Source organism: Enterobacter pseudoroggenkampii, from assembly GCF_026420145.1.
Taxonomy (GTDB): Bacteria; Pseudomonadota; Gammaproteobacteria; order Enterobacterales; family Enterobacteriaceae; genus Enterobacter; species Enterobacter pseudoroggenkampii.
Genome location: NZ_JAPMLV010000004.1, coordinates 18,529 through 41,306, shown reverse-complemented (window position 1 = coordinate 41,306; position 22,778 = coordinate 18,529). Strand labels below are relative to the sequence as shown.

Sequence of the window (22,778 nt, the reverse complement as noted above, 5' to 3'; positions counted from 1 at the left end):
TCGGTCGAAAGGTCGGGTGGGAAATCTACTCCGCCGAAGCCGGTGACAAAAAACCAATCACCTTAGCGGCCAGCGACAGCATATCGGGCAGGTTCATCGCGGTCAGTTCCTGCGTGGTAAGCGCGGGATAGGTCATGCGGGGCAGGACTTTAATCAGCGCATCGACCTCAGACTGCGCCACCGCTGCCAGACTGACACCGCGCAGGGTACCGGCGTTCGGCTCAATCAGGGTGACTTTATCAATCGTCTGACCGGCGCGCTTAATCGGCTTGTCGAGGGTCACGACGTTCGGGTTTGCGGTGTCAATTTCATTGCCAGCCGTATCAACAAATTCAGCGGTTTTACGTAGTGCTTTTGCCATGATGTTTTTCTCTGCTCTGAAAGGGGAGTAATAACCGGCCAGCAGTGCCGACCGGTCAGGGAATTAAAGCCCGATTGCGCGGCGGTGCTGTTCCAGACGGTCGACGCCGTTCACCTTCTCGACCATGTTGACGGTGTCGATTTCGATGATGTCGCTACCATCAATCGTGAGGCGGTAATAGGTGCAGACGGTCGACAGTTTGGTCGAGGTGTTTTCACCCTGCTTATTCTCGCCGCCGTCGATTTCTTTATGACGGCCACGCATGACCACCTCGACCGCCACAATTTCGCCGGTATCGTCGCGCTGGTAGGATCCAGCAAAACGCAGCGGCACTGCATCAGCGCCCGGCGCGGCGTATTGCGCCCATAGCGCCACATCAGGCATGCCACCGACAGACCACTCGACGGTTAACGCATCATCGTCGAGACCGAGGTCAATTGCCGCCGCGCCGTTCATACCGCCGCCGCGATAGTTTTCGAGCTTGCGGGTCAGCTTCGGTAGCGTCACGGATTCAACAACGCCCATGTAGCTGAGGCCGTCATTGAACATGTTCAGGTATTTGAGTTTGCGGGGTAGTGCCATGTTGTTTCAGGCTCCTTAGCTGTTGACCGATTCGGCCAGATTCACCAGATATTTATCGGTGATACGCTGGCGCAGGGTCAGGCTTTCCAGTGGTGGAACCGGCGTATAGTCGTAGTCGATATACAGTTTCCCGGCCTTGAGGGTTTCCTTATCGTTCGATTCCTCGTCGAACCAGCATTCGCCGTCCACGATGTAGCCGTTAGATTTCAGCTCGCGGAATTTGGCATTAATGCCGTCGACAATGTCACGGATGAGCGATGCGGTGATGGGCTTATCGACCGCCCACATGTGCGCCTCGGCCATCGTGTCGGCCAGCACCTGCGCGGTGCGAGTGTAGTTCTCAAACAGGAACAGCGGGTCATCAGAGCAGGTGCGGTTACCCCAAAAGCGGAAACCATCTTTGCGCACCAGCGTCGTGACCCCGGCCTCGTTGAGCAGGTCAGCATCGGTGCCGGATGCCTGCAAATCCCAAAACACTGAGGCACTGATGCCGGTGACACCCTGCACGCCGACGTTAGACAGGGTTTTATGCCAGCCGACAGTCTGGTCGATGTAGGCGCGCAGGCCGATCGCACGAGCGGTGGCGTAGGCTGTTGCGGTGGCGTTAGTGGTGGTATCCCATGCGAGGAAATCAGGCCAGATGACCATCAGCTCGCGCTGACTGAAATTCTCACGATACGCCATCGCCTCGGAAATGGTCTTACAGCCCCATGCGCTGACATAGCCAAATGCGCGCAGGCTGATACAGACCGACGCGAGTGCGACAGCAACCTCTTTGGTATCGAGACCCGGCACGCCGAGAATACGCGGCTTAACACCGGTGACTGCTTCGGCAGTCAACAGAGCTTTGATACCGGTGTATTTACCGTTCTCATCCGTACCACCGATGATGTTAGAAATGGTCTGCGCTTCGGCGTCTTCTCCGGTACCTTCGGCAACGCGCACGACAACAGTGACGGGTTTTGACTGGTCGGCGATAGCCTGCAGGGAAGCAGACAACGTGCCTTTTTTACCGGCTTTCGCAATGGCGCTCTGCACATTGGTAATCAGTACCGGCTCGTTGAGGGGGAATGTCGCGGCATCTGCATCGCTGGCCGTGCAGACCATGCCGACGATTGCGGTTGCGACAGTGGAAATGACGCGGGTGCCGTCGTTAATCTCAAGCACCTGCACGCCGTGGTGAAAATCACTCATCCGGTTAACTCCGTGGTTAGTGGGCGAGTGTTATTGTCCTGGCTGGTCTGGTGAGGGGCTATTTGTCGGCGATGGGTGGCGGATGGCACATAAACAAACCGTAAAAAAGACGGGCATCAGCCCGCCTCGATTTACTCCGGTTTAACCGGCCATTCGATATCTGGAGCGATGGACGTATCTAAGGCTTCGAGCTCATCAAGATAGTCTAACCACTCGTTGTATTGACTTTTTTCCGTGTCTTTCAGCCTGCCAATTGCGGCCTTGCCCGGCCACTGCTTACTGTTTATGTATTCGTTAGTCTGGTCAATCAGCGATTGTTTCTCTGCATCCGCAATAGCAACCAGTTGTTCATGAGTCGGGGGAGGAATATCAACCCATACAGGATAACCATCATCACCCGCAACACTCATTTTTCCCACTGGTGGTTTCTGAAACTCTGCAAATGTTTCTTCGTCGATTTCTATGTCAGACTCAGGCCATAGTCCCTTTGCAATGTAACTTTCTTTTAATGCAACAGGATAAAAGGCATTAGTTTTAGCATCGTAAATATATTTCATGTTATTTCCCTACCGCTATCCAGTTACACCCAGCATTTACGCCATTAGTTCGTGAACTCATAAAATAAGCCCAGTTGACTGCCTGAGGCGTAACAGCAAAGCTAGGACAATCATTTGACGAACCAGAGGCCTGATCAAAAGATGTGGTGACTTTGTAACCCATCTGAGTAAAAGGAATCGGAAATGAAATCGCTGTTGGTGAGCCAAGAGTCCCTACAACTGCCGTTCCTTCCTGAATAATGGTTCCGTCAGGGAAACGCACCCATCCTGATCCAGATGTAAATTCGCTATGCTGTACGGCGTTAACGATACGACTATCATTACCCGCTGCTACGGTATTCGCAGTTGTACCGACATCGCGCGTAGCTGAATTACCCAGTCCAAGGTTAGTACGTGCTCCAGATGCATCTTTAGCACCTGTCCCTCCGGATGCTAATTGCAGTGCAATATTCCCCGCCGGGGAATTTATCGAATATGCGCCCCAAATGCCGTTTTGCACAAAAATATATGATTTCCGGTCCGGGGACCAGATACGGGTTTCGCTGGGGTCCTGGTCCAATCTTTCTATATGGAGGTTTTTTAGAACCTCACCAACCAAACCGGCGTCAGCCATTTCTTTTAATGCGTTCGCAATTATCAGGTATTGCGCATGTGGATTTTTATCCTCGACATGCTTTTTCATCAAATCATCAGCATAGGCTTTCACCTCGATAACCTTGTCGTCAACGTACTGCCGCGTTGCCAGCACGACCGACGGGTCGATTTTCAGGGTGATTGCCGATGTGCTCGATACAATCAGAATCATGCGGATGGTCTGCGTGCGGCCGCTTCCCTCCTGCAGTTGCGGCTTGTAGGTCTCCGGGCAGTTTGCCACGGCAATCAGAATCCCCTCATCATCGTAGAGACCTATCTCTCGGATCCAGAAACCACCCTCACTCTCGGGAATAATCTGTTCCGCGATAATCTGGCTGGTATTGGCCGGGTCTACTGTAAGCAGGTTCAGCGGCGCAATGCGCTTCTGGTTAATGAGCTTCGTCTGCGCCGGGTCAGGGGTCGGTAGCGTACCATTCGCATCACCGACGGCCATCTGCGTCAGGTTGAGTTTGGTACCGAGTGCCGCCGCGTTCGCCAGCCGCGCCGCGCCCTGATTGGTCAGAATGGCAAAATATTTTGCGGTCATGCGTTCACTCTCAGGTTATCAATCAAATGGATGGCCGAGGCCGGGTAATATTCACCGCCGACGACAATTTCCTCGGGGGTGTATGGGTAAACGGTCAGCGCGTCGCCGTCGTAACATCCCGCGCCGACATACAGCTCGCCGGTCGTACTCAGGCTGATAGCCAGCCCTGTCAGGTGACGACTCGCCGGTTTAGCGTCTTCAATCAGGCGCTCAAGCTCCTGATACATTTCGTCAGTGATGCCACTGTCGAGCACACCGACAACGAGGCGGAATGTTCCGGGCTCCTCGTCGAGCTGCCACCACTCGCGCACCTCAATCAGAAAACCGAGCGGTTCAACCACCCGACGCAATGCACTGATGGTGCCTTTGTGCTGATGGACGAAAAACGACGACGCACAGACGCTGCGCTTTGTCGCCTCCGGCCATTTCTCATCCCACCGGTCAACCGACAGCGCCCACGCCAGATACGGCAGCAGGTTTACCGGGCAGGTGCGCCAGTTCCACAAAGTGCGCAGCGGTACCGGCACGCGCTGAATCTCAGAGAGTGCGGCAGCGGCGGCAACTTCCAGCGGCGACGAGCCAACGGGTAACAGCCGGTCACTCATCCGAGCCCCCGATAGCTATCAGGTACTCGGTACAGTTCGACGCCTGCGACTTACTCAGCACAATGTCGGCCTGCGGTGATGCCAGCTCGACACGCTGCACCCCCTCAACATGCAGCGCCGCGTAAATGGCCGACAGACGGATATCACGCCCGAGGCGGTGCTGCGCGCTGATGTAGCTCTGCAGCTTCTGCTCTGATGCCTGCCTGATGGGCTCAGATTCGGGGCCGGGGTAAACATAGAGCGTCGCGTCAATCTGGTACGGCACAATCTCGGCTGACTGGACGGTTACCCTGTCAGCCACCGGTCGCACATCTTCGGCGTTCAGTGCTTTTTCAACGATTGCCAGTAACTCAGGGCTTGCTGTGCCGTCACCCTCTCGGGATAGCACGGTAATCGTCACGCAAGCTGGCGACGGGCTGGCGACCGAAACGTCAGCGACCCGCCCGTCGGCGCTGCGACCGTGATACTCATAAGCGCCGACCGGACCCGCTACGCTTAAACCCTCAAAAGCTTGTTGTGTGCGCAGTCGCAGGTCAGTATCGGATTCCATAACGGCAGGCGTTGGCGGTATGGTTGTGTCATCCGCCGGGGTGATAGTCAGGCGCTCGGTATTGTTGTTCCCGGCCACGACGTCGAGGTCGTTACCGGCGGAATAGGCCAGCGTTACCGCCTGCGCGGCTTCGTTCACACGCTGACGCCAGATAACTTCACGGTAGGCGTTTTCCTGCAGCAGCTTAACAATCGGCTCCGACTCAAGTGCCAGCGTCCGGGCAATGGCCTCCTGCTGGTCTTCGGGATAGAGCGAAATCAGCGTCGCAATACGTTCCGCAAGGATGGTTTCATAGTCCAGTTCCTCAACCACATCGGGAACGGGTAACTGACTCAGGTCAACGGTTGCCATAGTGATTTAACTCAGTGAAACAGTGGTTGAAACTGACGCACCGGTATCGGTACGCATCCCGGTAATATCGACATACATCTCGCCAGCGTCGCCGGTCTCAAAGCTGACAGAGGTAAGCCTGATGCGCGGTTCCCACTTCTGGATCGCCGAAAAGCACGCCACCATAATCTGCAGCCTGAGCGCCGGGTTTTGCGGCATATCAATCAGCGCCGATAGAAGCGAGCCATATTCACGACGCATCACCCGCGAGCCGACCGGCGTCAGCAGAATATCGCGCATGCTCTGGCTGATATGCTCAGTGTCGCTGATGCCAAGGCCGGTATTTCGGTTCATACCCTGATAACGCGCTGTCATATCGGTGCTCCCGTTTGCCCGCCGCTGTCGCCGGGGTGTTTATGGGTGTGGAGCACCTTGCCATTAGATGACAGAGACCCGCCGGTATGCTCAATGTTGCCTTTCATCGTGCCGCCCTTTTGCACCTCAAGCGTTGCCGTCGTCAGCTTATTGGTGCAAATCACCTCAGGGGTGTCGAGAGTGATACTGGTCGAGGCTTTCACCATTACCATCGGCACGGTTGCGGTGATGGACTCCGATGCCGTCACGTCAGCCGTTTTTATGCCGCTGACCGTCAGCGCGCCGGTTTCGGGCTCGTACTCAATGACCGCACCATCAGGGAAAGCCACATGCCACGCATCCGCCGAGGCAGACGGGGCGGGGTTATCGTCGGAGAAAATACCCGGCAGCACGAAAGCGGTATCAAGCTCGCCACCGATTGCCAGCAGCAGAACCTGCTCACCGACCGAGGGAGCCCACCACGTCCGCGAACGACCGGCGCGGGTGGTCAGCCAGTTCAGCCATGTAGTCTGGATCCCGCCGCTTTGTACGCGGCACAGCCCCTGCACGGTATCAACCTCAGTCACCACACCTGAGCGGATGAGGTTGCGAATTGCGCGCGCGAGCTCCTGTATCGTGGATAACGTATTCATAGTGCAAGGATGCCTCTGGTCTGGAGTCGCGCCAATTCGCGCGGCTCCGGTGGTGGTTCACACAATATTTATTTGCCGATGTGCCTGATAATGACGTCTTCAATCATCTGCTCATCGTCGCGGATGAAACCGAGCAGCGGGCGCGCCTCGTACTGCACATCCCGGCTGTTGCGGTTTGGCCGGTCTTTGAGGCCGTACTGATGAACCCGCGCCATGCGCTGCACCTTGCCGGTAAACTCCACCACCGCCGCACTATCGCTGCCTTTGGCTTTCATAAAGCGGCTAGTGCGCAGTTTGGCGAACATTTCACGTTTAATCCGACCTTTCTTGCTCCGCACCGGCTGGCGCTTTCTTGCCGCATACGGGGTGCCGTCGGGTGCCTGCTGGCGCTTGATGCGCTGTTGCTGACTGGTACGCAGCTTTTTCGCTATCTCAGCCGCCATTTGCCGACGCGCCGCCGGTGACAGGCTGGCAATCAGACCGGCAAGACGTTCCTGCAGCGCGGTTAAATCACTCATCCCACTGACTCACTAACTCACCGTTTGCATACATAGCAACCGGGCGCGTTACCGTCTCAGGCAGCGGCGGCTCAGGGGCATAGCTGACATGCAGCGCGCCGTCGGCCTCTTTGACGAGCGTGCGCTCGGTGAGCCTCAGGCTGATACTGATATCGAGCGAATCGTCGTTATTGATATCAATAATCCAGGTGAATCCTTTTTCCCGCCCGTCGTCGGTGGTCATAATGTCCGGCTGATGTTCACGCAGCCACGCCTGCACCGGCACGAATATCAAATCGAGGTCGCCGGTGAAGTCGGTCACCACCACGTTAAGCACGTACACCTTTTCGAACGACAGCGAGCTCGCCAGCCGGGAATCGGTATGGCCGTTGTCGGCAAACAGTCGCAGCATATCGGGGTTATTCCTGAGCTGCGGCACGGCGTTAATCAGCGCTTTGCGCAGGCTTTTGTGCTTCTGCATCGAGTTCATCCTGACAGTGTTTGACGGTTTTGACCTGCAACGCGCAGGCGGTCAGCGCGCCCTCAAGACGGCGGATATCCGCGCTCAGGTCGCCATTGGTTTTCGGGTCACTTCCCGGCATCGGGCAAAGGCTCACCCTCGGGCATCCGCTGACCACAATCACCGGCGCTGGCGCAGGCGGCGCGGGTGTGCAGCCGACGCACAACATCAGGTAAAGCAGCGTTATACCAGCGGCGAAAGGCTTCATTTTCATTAAGTAACCTCGTTATCGTCTGCTCGCGGCGGCTGGCTTCCTCGCTGGCCTTTGCGAGCTGTTCGCGCAGTGCCACCTGCGCAGATTCATTACGTCTGGCAAGCTGACCGGCAACACTGAGCTGATTTTTTAGCATGCCAATCGTCGTCTTTTGTTCGCTCGCGACACGGTTTGCCGTCTCAAAGGAGCGGGATAAATTGCCGTTCTCATGGCGCAACCACAGCAGCCCAAGCACAGCCAGCACCAGCGCAGAAGCCAGAAACATCACAATGACTCTGGACACAGACCAGCCCCCTCAATGCGCTGGCGGTAGGTCTCGCGAACGGCCTTAAAGGTCAGCATACAAATCAGGTAAATCAGAGCCGTAAGGATCCAGCCAGCCCCAAGCAGACAGCCCGTGGTAACAGAGAAAATAATGAGAGACCATGCCCGACGACCCTGAGAGGGCTTACGGCAAAAGACGGCGCGGAATACCTTCATCAGGTCTGGATTGACGGGAATACTTTTGCCCGTATTTCGCAGCCAGTGCTCATAAGCAACCACCCCGGCGAGGCTCGCCGTAATGCAGATAAAACTGCCAAACAGCGCCCATGCGGCAACAAAGTTGACGGCGGCGCTTTGCGGCGATGCCAGCCCCCAAAGCAGTACCAGTGCCAGCAGGGCATCGAAAATCAGGGAACGTAAATATTTTTTCATTGTGTTACTCCTTTCATGCAATACGCCAGTTCCCGCGCGCGGCGGTTTTCCAGCCCTTTGTTTTTGGTGCCATTGACGTACACCCAGCGGGTAAGCTGGTCGCATGCCTGCCACCACTGATGACGCTTGATGTAAGAGACCAGCGTCGAGCGACAGGCCGCGCCGGTACCGACGTTAAAAGAGAAACTGACCAGCGCGTCGTAAACCGGCTGCGGCATGGTGACCGGCACGTAGACCGCGAGGCGGCGCTCGGTATTCAGCACGTCAGCGACCAGATTTGCCGCCGCTTCGCGCTCGGTGATATCGCGTTTCGGTACCACCCCGGCAGTGTGGCCGATGCCTGACGTCCACACGCCCGCGCTGCACTGGTAAGGTGTCAGGCGACACCCTTCGAGGTCGGCAATCAGCGCCAGACCGTCAGGCGAGGTATTCAGCAGACGAAAATCAGGCATCAGTGCCGCCAGCGCCAGCACTGCGGCCACACTGCAACGTTTAACGATTGAGCTCACGGGTCACCCCTTTGTCGATTCCCATTTCGGTCAGGTAACGAAAGGTTTTGCGCCGGTACCAGAAATTCACCGCCGCCGTAAAAATGGCGCACAGACTACCTACATACAGCGCCAGCTTTTCGGGTGACATTGCCCCGAAATACGCCAGACCCACGGCCAGCCAGTAGGCGATAAACGTGGTGATTTTTTCCATACTCAGTCCCATAGGTTCAGGGTCTCCGCCGTAGGTGAGGTTTCAACGTCGGGCAGGTCAATCACCGTGCCATGCGGCAGAATGACGCCCAGCTCAGACAGACCGGGATTAGCCTGCAGCACCGTCTCGACCACGTTCTCAGTGCGCCCGTAATACCGGGCGCAAAGCGCGTCGAGGGTGTCGCCCTGCATCGCGTAGACTTTCATCAGAGCTGACCCACGATGCAGCGCGGCTTATCCTGCAGGCGCGAGACCGACCAGCGCATATCCCGCCACAGGTCATCAATGGTGGTTTCGAGGCTGTCGGCTTTTTTGTCACCCTTGCCGGTGGCCTCAACCCCGCGATAACGCTCATACAGGGTGGCGGTCGCCATCGCCGTCACGGCGCTGAGGTAGTGGAAAATGCGCACATTCTCGCCGTCGATTTCCTCGGCGTCAGGCACGTCGGCCAGTGTCTTAAACCCTGCGGCAATCTGGCGCAGCCGGTAGTCGTAAAGCTCCGCATTGGTTTCCGCCATGCCAGTCTTGATGGCGTTGCGCAGGCGCGCATCGGAAACCGTCTGCTCAAGGCGCATCAGCTCGCGCACCCGCTTCGGATCCACATCAGGGAAAAAGAACGTGTTTTTAATCACTGCGTCGCCCGTCTCCGGTGCGGGAATCACCACGCCCGGTACGTCCTGCGGTTCGTCGGGCTGATTCAGTATTACTGTCGTCATGACAACCTCATTAGGTTGGGCGGTGGACGCCGGTCGCCGTCAGGGTCAAAACCCTCTTTGACAGGCGTGCCGCCCGGCTCGGGGAGCGTTCAGTTAACCGGCGGTTTTTACCGCCTTTGGTGGACGCCCGCGCTTTGCCGCCGGTTTGGTGGCAGGTTTGCGCGTGCGCGGTTTAGTCGTTTTACGGGGCGCGGCATCGGGCTTAGGCTTCAATGCCCGCTCCAGTCGCTCAATCTCTTTGCGCACACCGGCATTGCGGTCGAGCTGCATTGCGCGCTGAAACTGTGCCAGCGCTTCGGCGTCCTGACCGGCATCGCGCAGGGTCAGGCCAGTCACCTTATGCAGACTAGCGCGCACCATATCGGGAACGTCAGCACCGTCGGTCAGGCTGAGGGTGGTCAGCAGTAATGCGAGGTCGACAGGCTCACCGGCATCGCGCAGGCGCAGCGTGGCAAGCGCCACCTCCTCAACCAGCATGTAAGGCGTGGTTCGTCGATGGTCAGAGGTGAGGCCGTATTTCAGCGCGTAGGGCGCAATCTCCAGCGCGCCAGCAACGTCACCGGCATCGAGTCGCCACAGCATGACGGTCATCAGAATGTCATCCTGTGCGCCACGGCCATCAGCCAGCACACCGGCGACCCACGGCGCGTAGAACGGCAGCAGCTCGCGCTTTTTCGCGGCTTTCAGTTCGTTTGAACGGATGGTTTTCAACGTGCGGCGGTCATCGGCCAGCTTTACCAGCATCTGCTCATAGGCGGTTGCGTGGCGCAGCGGGGCTTTTTCCCGCTGCGCGGCTTGAGAGGCCGAGACCCGCATCATGTGACGCTGTGCGGGGCTCGTCATAGGTTTACTCTCCGCTTTCCGGTGCTGCAGGTGCGGTGAAATCGCCCAGGGTGATGTTTTCCAGCAGACACCCGGCGGCATACGCCTCAATCACATAGTCGATGTTCATCGACTCGTAGTTTTCCACGCGGTCTTTTTTCGGGTTCTCATCAATGCTGCGGCGGTGGCTCTCATCCATGAAGTAGATAGAGAGATTTTCCAGCGTGGTCACGAATACCGCATTCGCCGGGAAGTACGGCACGCGCACGGCTGGCAGGTTGCCGATGCGCTTCTGGCTGATGATGATATCCGCCGCAAGCGACTCGGTGTTTTCCTGCTGTTTGTTGACCAGTGGGAAATATTTGTCAGCCAGCAGCTTACGGCCAACGATGGCAACGAGTTTCGGGTCATCCTGATAAATCTCGTCAATCAGGGTGTTGGTACCGTCCATCACCAGCGCGTCGAGGTTCTCATAGTCGCCGTTTTTGCCAACGCGAATCACGTCAGAAATAACGGTACCGTCCTCAGCGGTGATTTTGCTCATCACGCGCGCCGGGGCTTCGTTGCGGTACTTCTGCAGCCAGCCGACGGCCACATCCTGCAGCATCGGGTTTTTGCTGCGGTCTGAGGTATCAGCGCGGGTGGTACCGTTGAACCCGGCCATGATGAAATCCAGTGCCTGACGCTGGACAATGGCGTCGCGGATGCGGCGCTGGAAGTCCTGAAAACGGGCCCACAGGTCGAGGCGTTTATAGGTCAGGTGGAAGTCAAAGTTAATCTGATTGCACTCGTACTTGTTGGACTCAAGCGCGGTGAAATCTGCGGTCTGGCGCTCTTTGTCGCCCGAAGTGTCGGTCGTGCTGGCGATGGTGCCGGTCACACCGACGCCGATTTTCTCGCCCTTCATTTCTGCGACCGGCAGAATGTTAATCATCTGCAAAAATGCGGATGACGCCTGCACGGTGTTCATCAGCGTTTGCGTGACGGACGGCTCGACGGTGAATTTTTTGCTGACGTCATCAACGCTGATGCCGTTCAGTTTGGCGAGCTGGGTCAGATAGGCATTGAACTTAAAACGGGTTTCCTGACGCATAGTATTTCCTGTTTGAATTAATCGGTTAGTCACAGCATCGGGCGGGGTTACCGCCCGGTTTCGGTCTGCGGTTTATCAGCAGTCGGTCAGCAGCTCATCGCCGCCACCACCGCTGGCTTTTGTGCGTCGCGGCTGGCTGAAACTTTCGGTTTTGTCGAGGGTGGTTTTCAGGGCGGAAAATGCCTGGCTGGTTTCGTCAACTTTGCCAGTCAGTTCCTGTTTGAAAGTGGTAAACGCGGTTTCCATATCGGAAATGCGCTTATCCTGCGCGGTCAGATTGGTCTGCACATGCTCGCTGACGGTGGTCACCGCTTCATGCACATCATTCAGGCGCGCATCGTCGCTGACCTGCTTACGGCTGAAAATGGCTTTCACCTTATCGGCCAGGCTGTTGAGCACCGTGTCGGGAACGTCTTCAAATTCCAGCTCGGCCAGCGTGGCGGCGGAAAAGACGTTTTCAGGGTTGGCCTTAAAGCGCTGCAGAGGGTTGTGCTTCGCGTTCCGGCAGAATTCGAGGTATTCAGTGCCGAGGCTCGCCGGGTCATCGGTGACCGCAAGGCCAACGAGGTAGCATTTGCCGGTATTGGCAAAGTTCGGCTGAATTTCCATTGAGGTGTAGACCTTCTGCGCGGCTTTATTCATCGCGATAAGGTCATCGGTCGGGGTGATTTTAGCGAACAACGCCCATTTGCTGTTTAGCGCAGAATCGTCGTCAATCTTCTCGGCTTTCAGTTCGACCACATCGCCATAACGCTTGAATACGCCATCGGGCAGCAGGCCGCGCAGGTGTTCGAGGTTGATACGGCAACCGTAGACGCGCGGGTCGTAGGCTTCGGCCATTTCCTGAATATCGCTGGCGCTGATAATGCGCCCGTCGCAGGTATCACCCTCGACGCCGATGCGAAAGAACTTTGAGACTTTTTTTGCCATTGTCAGGAGTCCTGAGGTTGGGGTTACTGGTCAACGCCAGTTTCCAGACTCAGGGCACACCAGACCACCAGTGACGACTGGACAACAGCCCACACAACAGCACCTTAGCGAATCACTGACGGCCATTAAGTAGCCTTGCCCTGAATCCACTACGGCGAGGCATCAATGACCATTTCCACCGATACAACCTTGTTGCATGACCCGCGACGGCAGGCATCGCTGCTGTACTGGCAGGGCTTTTCCGTGCCACAGATTGCCGAAATGCTGCAGGTCAAGCGCCCGACCGTGCAGAGCTGGAAGCAGCGCGACGGCTGGGACGGTATCGCACCGATTTCCCGCGTCGAAAGCAGCCTTGAGGCGCGCCTGATTCAGCTCATCGCCAAGCCGCAAAAGTCAGGCGGCGATTTCAAAGAAATTGACCTGCTCGGGCGGCAGATTGAGCGGCTGGCGCGCGTTAACCGCTACAGCCAGACCGGCAACGAGGTTGACCTTAACCCCAATGTTGCCAACCGCAACAAGGGCGAGCGTAAGAAGCCGAAAAAGAACTTTTTCAGCGATGAAGCTATCGAGAAACTGGAGGAACTATTTTTCGACCAGTCTTTCGAGTACCAGTTGCAGTGGTACCGCGCAGGGCTGGCGCACCGTATTCGCGATATTCTCAAATCCCGCCAGATTGGCGCGACGTTCTATTTCTCCCGCGAGGCGCTGCTGCGCGCGCTCAAGACCGGCCACAACCAGATATTTCTGTCGGCCAGTAAAACGCAGGCTTACGTGTTCCGCGAATACATCATCCAGTTTGCGCGGCTGGTCGACGTCGACCTGACCGGCGACCCGATTGTCATCGGCAATAACGGCGCAAAGCTGATTTTTCTCGGTACCAATTCCAACACCGCGCAGAGCCATAACGGCGACCTGTATGTCGATGAAATATTCTGGATCCCGAATTTTCAGAAGCTACGCAAAGTCGCGTCGGGCATGGCCTCGCAGAAGCACCTGCGCTCAACCTACTTTTCGACACCTTCCACGCTGGCGCACGGCGCTTACCCCTTCTGGTCGGGCGAGCTGTTCAACAAGGGGCGCAGCCGTATTGCCGACCGCATCGAAATCGACATCAGTCACACCGCGCTCGCCGGTGGCCAGCTATGCGACGATGGCCAGTGGCGGCAGATTGTCACCATTGAGGATGCCCTTGCCGGTGGCTGCACCCTGTTCGACCTCGACCAGCTCAAACGCGAAAACAGTGATGAGGACTTTAAGAACCTGTTTATGTGCGAGTTTGTCGACGATAAAGCGTCGGTATTCCCGTTCGAGGAGCTGCAGCGCTGCATGGTCGACGTGATGGAAGAATGGGAGGACTTTGCCCCGTTCGCCGACCATCCGTTCGGCTCGCGACCTGTCTGGATTGGCTACGACCCCTCACACACCGGCGACAGTGCCGGGTGCGTCGTACTCGCGCCGCCGGTGGTCTCGGGTGGCAAGTTCCGCATGCTGGAGCGTCACCAGTGGAAAGGTATGGACTTTGCCGCTCAGGCCGAGGGCATCCGCAAACTGACGGAGAAATACAACGTCGAATACATCGGCATAGACGCAACCGGCCTCGGTCTCGGCGTGTTCCAGTTGGTGCGCTCATTCTACCCGGCGGCACGAGGCATCCGTTACACACCTGAGATGAAAACCGCAATGGTGCTCAAGGCAAAAGACACCATTCGCCGCGGCTGTCTGGAGTACGACGCCGGGGCAACCGACGTCACGCAGTCGTTTATGTCCATTCGCAAAACCATGACCAGCAGCGGGCGCAGCGCTACCTACGAGGCCAGCCGCACCGAGGAAGCCAGTCACGCCGATATCGCATGGGCGACCATGCACGCCCTGTTAAACGAACCGCTTTCCGCCGGTAGCGGCATGCAGCCTAAATCTATTCTGGAGTTCAACTAATGGGTAAGCAAAAATCCCGCAAGGCCGCTGCGCAGAAGGCCAGCAAGCCACAACACCTGACCGCCAGCGCACCGCCAAAAACAACAGCTTTCACCTTCGGCGAGCCGGTGCCGGTACTCGATAAGCGCGATATTCTGGATTACGTCGAGTGTATCAGTAACGGCAAATGGTACGAGCCGCCGGTCAGCTTCTCCGGGCTGGCAAAGAGCCTGCGCTCTGCTGTACATCACAGCTCACCGATTTACGTTAAGCGCAACGTGCTCGCGAGCACCTACATTCCGCACCCGTTGCTGTCCCGTCAGGATTTCAGCCGCTTTGCGCTCGACTATCTGGTATTCGGCAACGCCTTTCTTGAGCAGCGCCACAGCGTCACCGGCCAGTTAATCAAGCTGCTGGCCTCACCGGCCAAATACACCCGGCGCGGGGTCGACGATTCTATATTCTGGTTTGTGGAAAACTTCACGCTGCCGCATGAGTTCGCGCCTGATACCGTGTTTCACCTGCTGGAGCCCGACATTAATCAGGAGATTTACGGCCTGCCCGAATATCTTAGCGCGCTTAATTCCGCCTGGCTGAATGAATCCGCGACGCTGTTCCGTCGAAAGTATTACCAGAACGGCGCGCACGCTGGTTACATCATGTATGTGACCGACCCGGCGCAAAGCGCGACCGACGTCGAATCGCTACGCGAGGCGATGCGCAACTCGAAAGGGCTCGGTAACTTTAAGAACCTGTTTTTCTACGCTCCCGGCGGAAAACCGGACGGTATCAAAATCGTGCCACTGAGCGAGGTCGCCACAAAGGATGACTTTTTCAACATCAAGAAAGCCAGCGCCGCCGACCTGATGGACGCGCATCGCGTACCGTTCCAGCTCATGGGCGGCAAGCCCGAGAATATCGGCTCACTCGGTGACGTTGAGAAGGTGGCAAAGGTATTTGTGCGTAACGAGCTGTCACCCCTGCAGGACAGGTTCAGGGAGGTAAACGACTGGCTCGGCATGGAGGTCATCAGGTTCAAAGAGTACACCCTCGACAACCCGGAATAATCCACCTCAAGCCGCCAGCATGGCGGCTTTTTCATACCCCGCCACCATCACGCCTCAGACGCGCCACGCGTGCACGACCACACCAGACCACCCACGAGCCGACGACAATCGCGGCAGCGCCATCACGACGCGCTCAGACGATAATTTTTATTATTACGCACCACCGCTGGCGCGCAATGCTTTCCCCGCCACGCCTGCCCGCTTTATGGGGCGGTTTTAATGCAGTTGCATGAACCACAAAAACCTCATCAAGCCTAGCAGGTCGAACAATTTACAACCCGATTATGCACATGCGTTTTCATGCAGCCTAGGCATGCAAGCAAGTTTTCCCGTATTTACGCGACCAACATTTAAAAAAAGCACCCTACCTTAACTGCTTTATCGCGCATGAATGGGTAATATGAATCGCATAACCTGCAATTGATAAGGAAACGAAATGGGAGCGTTAATTTTATTAGGTGCTGGGGCTAGTTTTGGCAGTGGCCCTTGTGTTGGAGGGCAACCTCCATTGGGAGGCGCTTTAATAGACGAAATGAGAAAAGAAGGTGGTATCTCAACGACAATACAGGGCGAAATGCTTGAGCTTTTCAGGAATGATCCAGAAAAGGCCATGATAAGGTTTTTCGAAGAAAGAAACAGTGACGTCACTGCTCTGTTAAAAGAAATGGCTATAGCATTGGCAAGATTCAGCATAAAAAAGGGTAATTTTTATCTTAAGCTCATAGCTATGATAAAGAAAAAAAAGAATATTTATCTGGCTACAACTAACTATGACCTGCTCATCGAGCAAGCTATATGGTCACATCGCATAAATGTACAGTACCGTACCGATAATCGCATTCCCAACAGTATGTCTCTGTTAAAGATACACGGCTCATGTAATTTCATTCCTGCAGGTATAGCCACAGGAGTTAGTTTTCGGCACGCCCCAGGCGCTGGAGGTGCATTAACTGATGGTGACATAAAAATCTATAACGACCAGGAAGAAATTATTAATTATTGTAAGAGTGATACGTCGTTAGCTCCTGCAGTAGCCATGTACCATCCAGAAAAAACAGTTATTCATTGCCCCAGTATTGTTAATCTGCAACAGCAACAGTTTAAAGAAAAAGTTAAAACCGCTAATAAAATTATAGTCATCGGTCTTAAAATAAATCCAGATGACCATCACATATGGGATGAATTAAAAGAAACTAAAGCTGATATATACATCGTTGATAAACAGAGGTTGCCAGTTATGGAATGGAAAAAACAAATAGCCAAACAGAACGTTTTTTATTTATCAGATACTTTTGAAAACTCCCTTAAGCAAATAGAACGACTTTTGAGACGCTAACGCCTCGGGGGCTCGTTGTTCAACCCCGCCAGCACTGAAAGCGAGTTTCAGCACCGGCGACGTTTATCAATGCAGCCAGGTATCGTCCTCCCATACCTGCTGCATGATTTCCATTACTCGTTTTTTATCTTCGTCCAGTTTTAAACCGCTTAGCTCAACGCCATTTGCAGAACCCTTGCGAATGCGGATAGCGGTCTTAGGGTAGATAGGTTGAAGATTTCGGTACAGCTCAGCCTCAAGTGCATCCAACGTGGCCTGACTAATTTTTTGTTCTTTATCCAACGTGATATTGATTCTCATAATCTAATCAGCCTTATAAAAAATATCATCTTCGGTTTCGTTATTTTCACTGTTTGCTAGGTCTGCAATGAGAGTGAGCGCGAGCTTTAAGTCTGATGGCTTGCAGTTTGCAATCAGAGATACCTCGGCAATAAATTGCACACAAGCCCACTTTTGCTGTGTTCGGCTGAAATGTTCGCCAACCATGAAATCCCTCCCATAGGGTTACTGTATATTTATACAGTAGCACGTATTGGCAAAAGATGGGAAGAAAAAAAACGAATAGGGCGATTGCCGTATGTACATGATATGGATGAATATTAACGGTTAGATTTTCGTTGCCATTTCCGCTAAAGCTGTAACACGTCTAAGGATTTTTCGAGCTTGCGCCTGATGTGAAGGGGTAGCCGTAAAGATTTCACCTTTTGACGTTCCGCGCACCCATCGTCCGTTAAAACAACTTTTACCACCTGCTATAAGGTGCAGGGCTTCGCCCTGACTGATAGTGATGCCGGTCGTCAGGTGTATCTCGTCGATAGTTTTCGTTATAGCTGCTGTTTGCTCATCCGTTCCGTGAGTGAATTTTCGCCGTGCTGCTGGCTTTTGTTTCCTCAGTCGGTTTGTCAGCTCTCGTCTTTCACGCCGACTAAGCGGTTTTGTTAAATCCAGTATCTGTGGATCGCTTTCGCTTCCCGTACAGTTATTGACAGAACTCCGAGAGGGCGCAGGAGCGCCCTTAACGTCAACGGCCAAATCAACGGCACGCTTCGGAACAATTTTCCACTGCGTGAGCCGGGTCAAAATCGGGGTGCCGGCACCGATAGCGGAATCGTATACGCCACGGATGCAGACGGTTTCCTCGCCGTACTGGTTAAACCCGGTGCGCGGCTCGTACAGCGTTCTCACCTGCAAATCATCGCGACGAACAAACGGACCACCCTGCGCATTAACGTAGCCAGCCCAATCACCGGCGTCGGCGGCATCATGGACGGCTGCAAACTCAACGCTTAGACCGTGCGCGGTCTCTGTGTCAGCGAGACGACGCAACTCACGGTAGACCGTCACCGGCGCACCGCCGATAAACTGAAACTGACGGATGTGCCAGCGCGCCGCCCATGCTGAAACGGCTGGAGCTGTCTCTTTCAGCAGCTCACCGCTTTCGTCATCGGTTTCACCATCGAGAGCATAGCCGTCGATGTTTTTTGAAATGTATTTAGCAACATAGCCGGTAGCGCTGCCCTTTTCCGGGTCGATGGCTTCGGCATGAAAGCGCGCCTTTTTGGCTTTGTCGCTTCTCAGTTCGTGGTGGTCTTCATCCCACGCATAATCACGAATGATGAGGCGCACGCGCTCAACGTCTTCCGGCAGCATGAACATAAGCATGTGCCAGTGAGGCGTGCCGTCGTGATGAGGCTCGGCAACACGGATGCCGAAAATGCGGATTTCTTCCCGGTGCAGTTTGGCGCGAATGCGCGCCCAAAGTCCGGTGAGATAACTTTGTGTGTCCGACGGGCTGGCTCCGTTCCATTTGCTGTTACGGTAGCCTGCTTGAGTGGTGGCGTGATATTTAGACGGCGCGGTTAGGGTGTAAAACTCCCCGACATAACCGAGCTCATTGCAGATATTTTCAAACCCACGGATGCGGGTCATCAGCTCGCAGCGGCGTATCGCAGGGTTAGCGACAGAACCGTCGTATTTTTCAATCAAGCTGATGCGGTTGCCGTCTTCGTCTTCGAGATCCAGCCCCTTGAGAAATTCACGCGTGCGGCGCTTTTGCTCGCGCCAGTCTGTCACGCAGTTTTTACTCGCGTAGGCGTGGCGTTTCTTGCTGACGTTGCCGACTGCAATTTGCAAATGTTCGCGCCATGACGCCGCAATACGGCGCAGACGGCCACGCCACCAAACCTCATTAAACATGCGCATTACTGCCGGTGCTATCTCATCCTGACCGACATACTTTTTTGTCACTCGCTCCCAATGCGGCGGGGTAACGTTAAATTGCAGTGAAATAAAACCGGCGCGCATATACCAGGTGTACAGCGTTTTGAGCTCGCTAACCCCGGCGTCATCAATGTCAGCCAGTTCAGAGCGAATGAAATTAGCGATATCAGCGGCTAGCAGGTCAATATCGGCACGCGACATATCAGGCAGGCGGTTATATCTGGCAACCATATTGACCATACGTGACGCCAGATATTGCATGAGTTCAGTATCGAAATGACCGCCGAAAACGGCGGCTGACACTTTACTGTCGATGCCCGCGCACTCGTATTTTTTTGCGACCAGTTCCAGACGCGGCAATGCCTTTTTGCAAAAGCTGATTAAAAAAGCATTGGCTCGTTGACTGCCCTGATTTTGCTCCAGCACCGCAGCGGTGCGGTATACATCAAAACGCACGCACTCAGGCTGCAGAGAAAGCACCTTTCTCGCATGCAGCAATGCCGCGAACATACGATCGCGTCGGTGTTGCTCTTCGTAAGTGAGATATGGGCTCGCTATGGCCTGCTTAGGTTTATTCCACGCGTAAACATAGTTTGTCATGCGATAGCTAACTCCAATTGATGTGGAGCCAGCCCTTTTGATTGCCACTCTGAAATTGACGGGGGGGTTACTGCCTCAATGGTATTTTTGAGAATGGCGCAGCGGCGTTTAAGTATTACCGCTTTAAGTTCTATTTCTGAAAGGTTCCTCGAATAATCCGCGTCACGAATTACCTTTGTGAGCTCAGGATATTTAACTTCGAATTTTGGTACATTGCAGGCTAGATTAGTGCTATCCGCAGTCGCCAACGGATAGTTCCCCAGCACACGGCCATCAAGCATACGCAGTCCGTGTACCTGTGTTGCGAAATTATGTTTACAGTAAATTGTTTCAAACGCTTCTGACATTCTGCGATGCCAGAGCTGGGTTCTGATTGTTGCGTACTCACCTGACGACCCAAAGCACACTCGCGGCCACTCCCGGCAAAGTTCAACCAGACGGTGCAGTGATTCATGCAAATGCCAAACTGGCGCAGCTTTTTCTTTGAAACAGCGTGGCAACCTCGCGATAAGCGCGTCATTGTCAGCCTCACCACCTTCAACCACATCAGGTATGACAAAAAATGACAGCTTAGGGTGGTGATAATGAGGAATTAGCCACTGATAGAATTGCTGCCAGTCAATTACAAGGCCGCGTTTCCAGGCAGAAAAAGCTCCATTGTCTATAGCAACAGAGATAGCGTATTTAACTGATGCAGCTAATTGGTCAGGGCGTGCATACGATACAAATGCGCCAGCACCGTTTACCGCAATACGGTGAACGTTACCGGCGTCACCCCATACAGGTGTTCCGTGGTAATGAATAACGTCTGCCACGCCCTTAACCATATGTTATTTCGCAGTCTCAGTACGAAAGGCTGACTCACATAACATCCCCAATCGCTCAATTTCGGACGCAATATCATTCAGAGTTTGAAGCTCCGAATTATGGATGTAGTGATGTGCCAGACCGGAAATAAGCTGGTTAATCTTCGGGTAATAGCCGATAGTGTCGAGCCATTCCTCACCAACTTTTTTCCCGGATTGAGCGACTTTTTTTTCATTCAGGATGAATTGATACTGGTCGCTGGTAATAACCCATTTGTCACCTACTTCAATACGGATAGCCATTTAAACGCCCCTGTAGTGTTTGTGTTTGAGTTCCGCGATTTGCTGACATGTCACGCAAAATGCCACTCCCGGAATCGCGATGCGGCGAGCTTCCGGGATTGGTGCGTCACATTCTTCGCAGATGAAACGAGAGGGCGCAGCGATACGGCTGCGCGCGTTGCTGATGTGGCGCTCGCGGTCTTCCTGCTCACGCTGTTGTGCTAAATCCATTGCGTCGGCCATTAGTGCAGCTCCTGTGATTCATTCTCAAAGCGGGTTGCTTCACGGCGCAGCAGTTCGGCGACTTCGATGCCGCTCATACCCTCTTTGGTGATGTGGATAGCCAGCGCCTCAAGACGCATGGAAACGGCGAGAGCTCGGTCTTTACGCTCTTCTTTTTTGGCATCGGTCAGCAGTACGGCCAGTGCATCGCTATCGGTGTGAAAGCTGCGGGTTTCGGTATTACGCATAATTGACTCTCCTGATTTCGGGCAATAAGAAGCCCGGCGGGTTTACGCCATTAAATTTCTGTGTGGATTAATTCGGCATGGTTAGCCGTTTTGGAAATAAGCTCACCACTGCACGAAAATGATTCATCGCTGTAATCAATGCTTTTTTCTCGTCAGTAGTCAGCTCACTTAATTCGAGCTCATGACGAGCCGCCGGTATTTTTGCCAGAAAGAAAATAGCGGCCAGCGCCCGAGTATTTTCTTCAAATTGTGGATCGCGTTTATCGCGCATATCATCGACAAAACGCTCAACCTCTTTCCAGCTATCACCCCAATATCTCGCACGCAATTCAGCTATGTGGTTGAGACCAGCCAGACGCTCGCCCGCCTTTAGTGGAACATTCGCGGAAACAGCTTCGATAGCCATGATTTCCCCTGTTTTTTGGTGGACAGGTCAGCCAGTAAATCAGCCTGCGAGCGGCTCGGGTGCCAGCGCTTGCCGTCCTTACCTGCGATCCAGCCGTGGCCGAAGTGCATGCCAGGACTTTGCTTAACGAGCAGAGACGCGAATGACGGTTCATTTTTCAGCATGAGCACCTCAAATCAGACCGAATGACGCGCCAATACCGCTCATGGTATCGACAACACTCGTCATTGCTGGATTGGTCTGCAAACGCGCATGCAGCGCCAGTGCCGACAAAGACAACATGCGAATACCAGAGTTAACGCTTTCAATCATGGTGTGCTTACGGGCAGAGGTCAGTCGCTCATCAGAGACCGCGCCGCTCGCCAGTTCTCCCAGCTCACGCATAGCACGCATGACGTAGGACTGCAGTTTGTCTTTCGCCAGTTCGTTGACCGGTACACATGGCAGGCAATGAATCTGAGCCAAAAAACCATCAACTAAGGCTGAGTCTTCGGTCAGGTCTGTCAGCAGCCATAACTCAGGTGGGGTGAGCTGGTGAGGCTGTTCCGGGTTGAGCTTGTTACGTAACGTCTGAACATTCATTCCCGCACGTTCGGCAAGCTTCGCCATGTTGTGACGTTGAGCGAAAGCACGACACGCATCGTCATAATGGGGATGTTTGGAAATCTGAAAATCAAACATGGTTAAGTTCCCTCTAACTTGCATAATCAAATTCAGTTAAGAGCGGTGCGCTGGTCGATGTAGCGACAATCGATCGCTTGTTGAGTCAGTTTGTCGCGCCATGCTTTTACGTTTACGAGGGTGCGGCTTCGTTTACCGGCTTCCTCTTTGTTGGAAAAGTCTTTGGTCGGAGCTTTAAGAAGAATGCCCTCATCAAGCCATTGCCAGACCAGACGCTCGCTAACGCCGCGAGTGGCGGCAAAATCTTTCACTGTCATGGTGTCGGACATTGCAGAGCGAATCATTGTCTGCAGGGCTGGCAGCATTGCTGTAACGATGGCGTCAAACTGAGTCGGGTCTAACAGCGCAGTTTGATTTTGTGAGTTTTGCGAGTCGTGCGTCGAGATTGATTTTGCATCTGACATATCGCATTATCTCCTGTTGATTGTAGTGAACTGCATT

The 22,778-nt window shown here is 54.5% G+C and carries 36 protein-coding genes; 4 read left to right on the top strand and 32 right to left on the bottom strand.

Annotated elements, in window-relative coordinates; genetic code table 11:
• Positions 1-25: 25 nt before the first annotated feature.
• The 21 genes from OTG14_RS17165 to OTG14_RS17065 form a co-directional block, all read right to left on the bottom strand.
• Positions 26-361, bottom strand: a complete 336-nt coding sequence (locus tag OTG14_RS17165; RefSeq protein WP_257122590.1) for a phage tail assembly protein — start codon at positions 359-361, stop codon at positions 26-28.
• A 63-nt stretch (positions 362-424) separates the two neighbouring features.
• Positions 425-943, bottom strand: coding sequence for a phage major tail tube protein (locus tag OTG14_RS17160; RefSeq protein ID WP_257122589.1), 519 nt, complete (start codon positions 941-943; stop codon positions 425-427).
• Positions 944-958: 15 nt separating this feature from the next.
• A complete protein-coding gene (locus OTG14_RS17155; protein ID WP_257122588.1) occupies positions 959-2,137 on the bottom strand; it encodes a phage tail sheath protein in 1,179 nt (392 codons plus the stop codon).
• A gap of 131 nt (positions 2,138-2,268) precedes the next feature.
• Entirely contained in the window at positions 2,269-2,694 is a 426-nt protein-coding gene (locus OTG14_RS17150) for a tail fiber assembly protein (protein WP_257122587.1), read from the bottom strand.
• 1 nt (position 2,695) lies between these two features.
• Complete coding sequence (locus tag OTG14_RS17145; RefSeq protein WP_267215476.1) at positions 2,696-3,874, bottom strand: phage tail protein; 1,179 nt, start codon at positions 3,872-3,874, stop codon at positions 2,696-2,698.
• The gene (locus tag OTG14_RS17140; protein ID WP_073001373.1) at positions 3,871-4,479 is read right to left on the bottom strand and encodes a phage tail protein I; all 609 of its coding nucleotides are present in this window, start codon (positions 4,477-4,479) and stop codon (positions 3,871-3,873) included. The genes OTG14_RS17145 and OTG14_RS17140 overlap by 4 nt, the downstream gene beginning before the upstream one ends.
• Positions 4,472-5,380, bottom strand: coding sequence for a baseplate assembly protein (locus OTG14_RS17135; RefSeq protein WP_257122584.1), 909 nt, complete (start codon positions 5,378-5,380; stop codon positions 4,472-4,474). Before OTG14_RS17135 ends, OTG14_RS17140 begins: the two co-directional genes overlap by 8 nt.
• A gap of 6 nt (positions 5,381-5,386) precedes the next feature.
• Positions 5,387-5,734: a GPW/gp25 family protein gene (locus OTG14_RS17130; protein ID WP_257122583.1), complete on the bottom strand. Its 348-nt coding sequence runs from the start codon at positions 5,732-5,734 to the stop codon at positions 5,387-5,389.
• Entirely contained in the window at positions 5,731-6,366 is a 636-nt protein-coding gene (locus OTG14_RS17125; RefSeq protein ID WP_267215474.1) for a phage baseplate assembly protein V, read from the bottom strand. The genes OTG14_RS17130 and OTG14_RS17125 overlap by 4 nt, the downstream gene beginning before the upstream one ends.
• A 68-nt stretch (positions 6,367-6,434) precedes the next feature.
• Positions 6,435-6,884, bottom strand: a complete 450-nt coding sequence (locus tag OTG14_RS17120) for a phage virion morphogenesis protein (RefSeq protein ID WP_257122581.1) — start codon at positions 6,882-6,884, stop codon at positions 6,435-6,437.
• Entirely contained in the window at positions 6,877-7,344 is a 468-nt protein-coding gene (locus tag OTG14_RS17115) for a phage tail protein (protein ID WP_267215472.1), read from the bottom strand. The genes OTG14_RS17120 and OTG14_RS17115 overlap by 8 nt, the downstream gene beginning before the upstream one ends.
• Positions 7,307-7,552: an Rz1-like lysis system protein LysC gene (lysC, locus tag OTG14_RS17110; RefSeq protein ID WP_229045982.1), complete on the bottom strand. Its 246-nt coding sequence runs from the start codon at positions 7,550-7,552 to the stop codon at positions 7,307-7,309. Before lysC ends, OTG14_RS17115 begins: the two co-directional genes overlap by 38 nt.
• Positions 7,452-7,862, bottom strand: a complete 411-nt coding sequence (gene lysB / locus OTG14_RS17105) for an Rz-like lysis system protein LysB (RefSeq protein WP_182410284.1) — start codon at positions 7,860-7,862, stop codon at positions 7,452-7,454. The genes lysC and lysB overlap by 101 nt, the downstream gene beginning before the upstream one ends.
• Positions 7,862-8,293 carry a DNZ54_00345 family protein gene (locus OTG14_RS17100; protein ID WP_257122579.1) on the bottom strand — a complete coding sequence of 144 codons (432 nt, stop codon included), beginning with the start codon at positions 8,291-8,293 and terminating at the stop codon, positions 7,862-7,864. Before OTG14_RS17100 ends, lysB begins: the two co-directional genes overlap by 1 nt.
• Positions 8,290-8,802 (bottom strand): lysozyme, encoded by a 513-nt coding sequence (locus OTG14_RS17095; protein ID WP_267215467.1) that lies wholly within the window; start codon positions 8,800-8,802, stop codon positions 8,290-8,292. The genes OTG14_RS17100 and OTG14_RS17095 overlap by 4 nt, the downstream gene beginning before the upstream one ends.
• Positions 8,786-9,007, bottom strand: a complete 222-nt coding sequence (locus tag OTG14_RS17090; RefSeq protein WP_001437784.1) for a phage holin family protein — start codon at positions 9,005-9,007, stop codon at positions 8,786-8,788. The genes OTG14_RS17095 and OTG14_RS17090 overlap by 17 nt, the downstream gene beginning before the upstream one ends.
• Positions 8,998-9,201 carry a tail protein X gene (locus OTG14_RS17085; protein WP_267215464.1) on the bottom strand — a complete coding sequence of 68 codons (204 nt, stop codon included), beginning with the start codon at positions 9,199-9,201 and terminating at the stop codon, positions 8,998-9,000. Before OTG14_RS17085 ends, OTG14_RS17090 begins: the two co-directional genes overlap by 10 nt.
• Positions 9,201-9,710, bottom strand: a complete 510-nt coding sequence (locus OTG14_RS17080; RefSeq protein ID WP_267215463.1) for a head completion/stabilization protein — start codon at positions 9,708-9,710, stop codon at positions 9,201-9,203. Before OTG14_RS17080 ends, OTG14_RS17085 begins: the two co-directional genes overlap by 1 nt.
• Positions 9,711-9,803: 93 nt before the next feature.
• Positions 9,804-10,553: a phage terminase small subunit gene (locus OTG14_RS17075; RefSeq protein ID WP_267215461.1), complete on the bottom strand. Its 750-nt coding sequence runs from the start codon at positions 10,551-10,553 to the stop codon at positions 9,804-9,806.
• A 4-nt stretch (positions 10,554-10,557) separates the two neighbouring features.
• The gene (locus tag OTG14_RS17070) at positions 10,558-11,625 is read right to left on the bottom strand and encodes a phage major capsid protein, P2 family (RefSeq protein WP_257122576.1); all 1,068 of its coding nucleotides are present in this window, start codon (positions 11,623-11,625) and stop codon (positions 10,558-10,560) included.
• A 75-nt stretch (positions 11,626-11,700) separates the two neighbouring features.
• Complete coding sequence (locus OTG14_RS17065; protein WP_267215459.1) at positions 11,701-12,555, bottom strand: GPO family capsid scaffolding protein; 855 nt, start codon at positions 12,553-12,555, stop codon at positions 11,701-11,703.
• A gap of 165 nt (positions 12,556-12,720) precedes the next feature.
• Here OTG14_RS17065 and OTG14_RS17060 point away from each other — a divergent pair, with 165 nt between their 5' ends.
• The 4 genes from OTG14_RS17060 (at position 12,721) to OTG14_RS17045 (ending at position 16,872) form a co-directional block, all read left to right on the top strand.
• On the top strand, positions 12,721-14,490 hold the full coding sequence (locus OTG14_RS17060) for a terminase ATPase subunit family protein (RefSeq protein ID WP_159126060.1): 1,770 nt from the start codon (positions 12,721-12,723) through the stop codon (positions 14,488-14,490).
• Positions 14,490-15,536: a phage portal protein gene (locus OTG14_RS17055; RefSeq protein ID WP_072617345.1), complete on the top strand. Its 1,047-nt coding sequence runs from the start codon at positions 14,490-14,492 to the stop codon at positions 15,534-15,536. The genes OTG14_RS17060 and OTG14_RS17055 overlap by 1 nt, the downstream gene beginning before the upstream one ends.
• Positions 15,537-15,555: 19 nt before the next feature.
• The gene (locus tag OTG14_RS17050; protein WP_257122573.1) at positions 15,556-15,756 is read left to right on the top strand and encodes a hypothetical protein; all 201 of its coding nucleotides are present in this window, start codon (positions 15,556-15,558) and stop codon (positions 15,754-15,756) included.
• Positions 15,757-15,972: 216 nt separating this feature from the next.
• Positions 15,973-16,872 carry an SIR2 family protein gene (locus OTG14_RS17045; protein WP_257122572.1) on the top strand — a complete coding sequence of 300 codons (900 nt, stop codon included), beginning with the start codon at positions 15,973-15,975 and terminating at the stop codon, positions 16,870-16,872.
• 66 nt (positions 16,873-16,938) lie between these two features.
• Here OTG14_RS17045 and OTG14_RS17040 read toward each other — a convergent pair whose 3' ends face one another.
• The 11 genes from OTG14_RS17040 to OTG14_RS16990 all read right to left on the bottom strand — a co-directional run bounded on the left by OTG14_RS17040 (position 16,939) and on the right by OTG14_RS16990 (position 22,741).
• On the bottom strand, positions 16,939-17,172 hold the full coding sequence (locus tag OTG14_RS17040; protein WP_257122571.1) for a DinI family protein: 234 nt from the start codon (positions 17,170-17,172) through the stop codon (positions 16,939-16,941).
• 3 nt (positions 17,173-17,175) lie between these two features.
• Entirely contained in the window at positions 17,176-17,358 is a 183-nt protein-coding gene (locus OTG14_RS17035; protein ID WP_000232650.1) for a hypothetical protein, read from the bottom strand.
• Positions 17,359-17,478: 120 nt separating this feature from the next.
• The gene (locus tag OTG14_RS17030) at positions 17,479-19,692 is read right to left on the bottom strand and encodes a replication endonuclease (RefSeq protein ID WP_267215454.1); all 2,214 of its coding nucleotides are present in this window, start codon (positions 19,690-19,692) and stop codon (positions 17,479-17,481) included.
• Positions 19,689-20,519, bottom strand: coding sequence for a hypothetical protein (locus OTG14_RS17025; protein WP_073001341.1), 831 nt, complete (start codon positions 20,517-20,519; stop codon positions 19,689-19,691). Before OTG14_RS17025 ends, OTG14_RS17030 begins: the two co-directional genes overlap by 4 nt.
• Positions 20,520-20,522: 3 nt before the next feature.
• The gene (locus tag OTG14_RS17020; RefSeq protein WP_073001339.1) at positions 20,523-20,801 is read right to left on the bottom strand and encodes a DUF5405 family protein; all 279 of its coding nucleotides are present in this window, start codon (positions 20,799-20,801) and stop codon (positions 20,523-20,525) included.
• Entirely contained in the window at positions 20,802-21,023 is a 222-nt protein-coding gene (locus tag OTG14_RS17015) for a TraR/DksA family transcriptional regulator (RefSeq protein ID WP_073001337.1), read from the bottom strand.
• Positions 21,023-21,250 (bottom strand): DUF2732 domain-containing protein, encoded by a 228-nt coding sequence (locus tag OTG14_RS17010; protein WP_267215451.1) that lies wholly within the window; start codon positions 21,248-21,250, stop codon positions 21,023-21,025. The genes OTG14_RS17015 and OTG14_RS17010 overlap by 1 nt, the downstream gene beginning before the upstream one ends.
• 67 nt (positions 21,251-21,317) lie before the next feature.
• Positions 21,318-21,656, bottom strand: a complete 339-nt coding sequence (locus OTG14_RS17005; RefSeq protein WP_000963462.1) for a DUF5347 domain-containing protein — start codon at positions 21,654-21,656, stop codon at positions 21,318-21,320.
• The gene (locus tag OTG14_RS17000) at positions 21,620-21,820 is read right to left on the bottom strand and encodes a phage filamentation protein Fil family protein (protein ID WP_073001335.1); all 201 of its coding nucleotides are present in this window, start codon (positions 21,818-21,820) and stop codon (positions 21,620-21,622) included. The genes OTG14_RS17005 and OTG14_RS17000 overlap by 37 nt, the downstream gene beginning before the upstream one ends.
• 7 nt (positions 21,821-21,827) lie before the next feature.
• The gene (locus OTG14_RS16995) at positions 21,828-22,337 is read right to left on the bottom strand and encodes a phage regulatory CII family protein (RefSeq protein ID WP_023333087.1); all 510 of its coding nucleotides are present in this window, start codon (positions 22,335-22,337) and stop codon (positions 21,828-21,830) included.
• Between the two features lie 32 nt (positions 22,338-22,369).
• Positions 22,370-22,741, bottom strand: coding sequence for a Cro/Cl family transcriptional regulator (locus tag OTG14_RS16990; protein ID WP_267215447.1), 372 nt, complete (start codon positions 22,739-22,741; stop codon positions 22,370-22,372).
• Between the last annotated feature and the right edge of the window lie 37 nt (positions 22,742-22,778).

Excerpts from the sequence above, each read along its gene's own strand:
- OTG14_RS17165 (WP_257122590.1), bottom strand. The coding sequence starts at position 361 with ATGGCAAAAGCACTACGTAAAACCGCTGAATTTGTTGATACGGCTGGC.
- OTG14_RS17160 (WP_257122589.1), bottom strand. The coding sequence starts at position 943 with ATGGCACTACCCCGCAAACTCAAATACCTGAACATGTTCAATGACGGC.
- OTG14_RS17155 (WP_257122588.1), bottom strand. The coding sequence starts at position 2,137 with ATGAGTGATTTTCACCACGGCGTGCAGGTGCTTGAGATTAACGACGGC.
- OTG14_RS17150 (WP_257122587.1), bottom strand. The coding sequence starts at position 2,694 with ATGAAATATATTTACGATGCTAAAACTAATGCCTTTTATCCTGTTGCA.
- OTG14_RS17145 (WP_267215476.1), bottom strand. The coding sequence starts at position 3,874 with ATGACCGCAAAATATTTTGCCATTCTGACCAATCAGGGCGCGGCGCGG.
- OTG14_RS17140 (WP_073001373.1), bottom strand. The coding sequence starts at position 4,479 with ATGAGTGACCGGCTGTTACCCGTTGGCTCGTCGCCGCTGGAAGTTGCC.
- OTG14_RS17135 (WP_257122584.1), bottom strand. The coding sequence starts at position 5,380 with ATGGCAACCGTTGACCTGAGTCAGTTACCCGTTCCCGATGTGGTTGAG.
- OTG14_RS17130 (WP_257122583.1), bottom strand. The coding sequence starts at position 5,734 with ATGACAGCGCGTTATCAGGGTATGAACCGAAATACCGGCCTTGGCATC.
- OTG14_RS17125 (WP_267215474.1), bottom strand. The coding sequence starts at position 6,366 with ATGAATACGTTATCCACGATACAGGAGCTCGCGCGCGCAATTCGCAAC.
- OTG14_RS17120 (WP_257122581.1), bottom strand. The coding sequence starts at position 6,884 with ATGAGTGATTTAACCGCGCTGCAGGAACGTCTTGCCGGTCTGATTGCC.
- OTG14_RS17115 (WP_267215472.1), bottom strand. The coding sequence starts at position 7,344 with ATGCAGAAGCACAAAAGCCTGCGCAAAGCGCTGATTAACGCCGTGCCG.
- lysC (WP_229045982.1), bottom strand. The coding sequence starts at position 7,552 with ATGTTGTGCGTCGGCTGCACACCCGCGCCGCCTGCGCCAGCGCCGGTG.
- lysB (WP_182410284.1), bottom strand. The coding sequence starts at position 7,862 with ATGTTTCTGGCTTCTGCGCTGGTGCTGGCTGTGCTTGGGCTGCTGTGG.
- OTG14_RS17100 (WP_257122579.1), bottom strand. The coding sequence starts at position 8,293 with ATGAAAAAATATTTACGTTCCCTGATTTTCGATGCCCTGCTGGCACTG.
- OTG14_RS17090 (WP_001437784.1), bottom strand. The coding sequence starts at position 9,007 with ATGGGACTGAGTATGGAAAAAATCACCACGTTTATCGCCTACTGGCTG.
- OTG14_RS17085 (WP_267215464.1), bottom strand. The coding sequence starts at position 9,201 with ATGAAAGTCTACGCGATGCAGGGCGACACCCTCGACGCGCTTTGCGCC.
- OTG14_RS17080 (WP_267215463.1), bottom strand. The coding sequence starts at position 9,710 with ATGACGACAGTAATACTGAATCAGCCCGACGAACCGCAGGACGTACCG.
- OTG14_RS17075 (WP_267215461.1), bottom strand. The coding sequence starts at position 10,553 with ATGACGAGCCCCGCACAGCGTCACATGATGCGGGTCTCGGCCTCTCAA.
- OTG14_RS17070 (WP_257122576.1), bottom strand. The coding sequence starts at position 11,625 with ATGCGTCAGGAAACCCGTTTTAAGTTCAATGCCTATCTGACCCAGCTC.
- OTG14_RS17065 (WP_267215459.1), bottom strand. The coding sequence starts at position 12,555 with ATGGCAAAAAAAGTCTCAAAGTTCTTTCGCATCGGCGTCGAGGGTGAT.
- OTG14_RS17060 (WP_159126060.1), top strand. The coding sequence starts at position 12,721 with ATGACCATTTCCACCGATACAACCTTGTTGCATGACCCGCGACGGCAG.
- OTG14_RS17055 (WP_072617345.1), top strand. The coding sequence starts at position 14,490 with ATGGGTAAGCAAAAATCCCGCAAGGCCGCTGCGCAGAAGGCCAGCAAG.
- OTG14_RS17050 (WP_257122573.1), top strand. The coding sequence starts at position 15,556 with ATGGCGGCTTTTTCATACCCCGCCACCATCACGCCTCAGACGCGCCAC.
- OTG14_RS17045 (WP_257122572.1), top strand. The coding sequence starts at position 15,973 with ATGGGAGCGTTAATTTTATTAGGTGCTGGGGCTAGTTTTGGCAGTGGC.
- OTG14_RS17040 (WP_257122571.1), bottom strand. The coding sequence starts at position 17,172 with ATGAGAATCAATATCACGTTGGATAAAGAACAAAAAATTAGTCAGGCC.
- OTG14_RS17035 (WP_000232650.1), bottom strand. The coding sequence starts at position 17,358 with ATGGTTGGCGAACATTTCAGCCGAACACAGCAAAAGTGGGCTTGTGTG.
- OTG14_RS17030 (WP_267215454.1), bottom strand. The coding sequence starts at position 19,692 with ATGACAAACTATGTTTACGCGTGGAATAAACCTAAGCAGGCCATAGCG.
- OTG14_RS17025 (WP_073001341.1), bottom strand. The coding sequence starts at position 20,519 with ATGGTTAAGGGCGTGGCAGACGTTATTCATTACCACGGAACACCTGTA.
- OTG14_RS17020 (WP_073001339.1), bottom strand. The coding sequence starts at position 20,801 with ATGGCTATCCGTATTGAAGTAGGTGACAAATGGGTTATTACCAGCGAC.
- OTG14_RS17015 (WP_073001337.1), bottom strand. The coding sequence starts at position 21,023 with ATGGCCGACGCAATGGATTTAGCACAACAGCGTGAGCAGGAAGACCGC.
- OTG14_RS17010 (WP_267215451.1), bottom strand. The coding sequence starts at position 21,250 with ATGCGTAATACCGAAACCCGCAGCTTTCACACCGATAGCGATGCACTG.
- OTG14_RS17005 (WP_000963462.1), bottom strand. The coding sequence starts at position 21,656 with ATGGCTATCGAAGCTGTTTCCGCGAATGTTCCACTAAAGGCGGGCGAG.
- OTG14_RS17000 (WP_073001335.1), bottom strand. The coding sequence starts at position 21,820 with ATGCTGAAAAATGAACCGTCATTCGCGTCTCTGCTCGTTAAGCAAAGT.
- OTG14_RS16995 (WP_023333087.1), bottom strand. The coding sequence starts at position 22,337 with ATGTTTGATTTTCAGATTTCCAAACATCCCCATTATGACGATGCGTGT.
- OTG14_RS16990 (WP_267215447.1), bottom strand. The coding sequence starts at position 22,741 with ATGTCAGATGCAAAATCAATCTCGACGCACGACTCGCAAAACTCACAA.